General features: G+C 60.9%; 1 protein-coding gene. It reads right to left on the bottom strand.

What is annotated here, in order from left to right:
• A partial coding sequence (locus tag ACFQ2I_RS19470; protein WP_377567207.1) for a hypothetical protein occupies positions 1 to 862 on the bottom strand: 862 nt, incomplete at both ends.

The raw sequence follows: 862 nt of genomic DNA on the forward strand, positions 1-862 counted from the left end.
TATTACCGCTGGCATCCTTCAGCGTTCCGCCGTTCAGCTCGATGGCTGCTGCCCCGCTGAGATCGAGAGATTCCCCGTTCCCGTCATTCGCAGCAACGGTGTACAGAAACTTCAGCACAGGGGTGCCGCTGCCGGAAGCATAGGATGCCTGGTAGCCGGTACCGCCAATATGGAATGCAATGAACGGGCTGCCGTTCACTGTATCCACTTCCACCGCTTCACTATAGGTGACCGTGATCGCCAGCTCATTGCCCGTCCGGTATACGCCGTCTATCATGGCAACCGTCTGCACGCTTGGCACGACGGTATCCACCAGCACATCCGTCAGATGCAGCGGCGTCGATACCGCATAAGAAGCCTCGTTGCCTGCGGCATCCTTCACTTCCGCCGTTCCCGGCAGCACCGCCGCGGCCAACTGGATGCCGTCGGCATCCTCCAGATTCGCCTCCAGCGTATACGCGAAGACAAGCGCTGCGCTTCCCGTTCCCGAAGCATACGCCGCTTCAACCGTCTGGCTGCCTATCGTCAGCGGCAGCTTGGGTACGCCGCCTGTTACGATGACCGGTTCATCGTAGTTCACCGTCAAGCTTAACGTATCCCCGGCCAAGTAGGTGCCCGGCGCGATCGTCACGCTAGTCATGGCCGGAGCCGCCGCATCCACCTTGATGCCGCTTATGTCCGGCAATGTCGCAACGCTCAAGTCCGCCGCATTGCCTGCCGCATCCTGAATCGTTGCGCCGTTCAGCTCCAGCGGCGTGCTCCCGGCGAATGCTAGGCCGTCGCCGTCCAGATCGCCGGACTGCACCTCGTACGCGAACACCCATTCAGTAGGACTGGAGGCTGTCGCATCATATTGCGCTTC

The sequence above is a fragment of the Paenibacillus chungangensis genome (assembly GCF_042675905.1).
Lineage (GTDB): Bacteria > Bacillota > Bacilli > Paenibacillales > Paenibacillaceae > Pristimantibacillus > Pristimantibacillus chungangensis.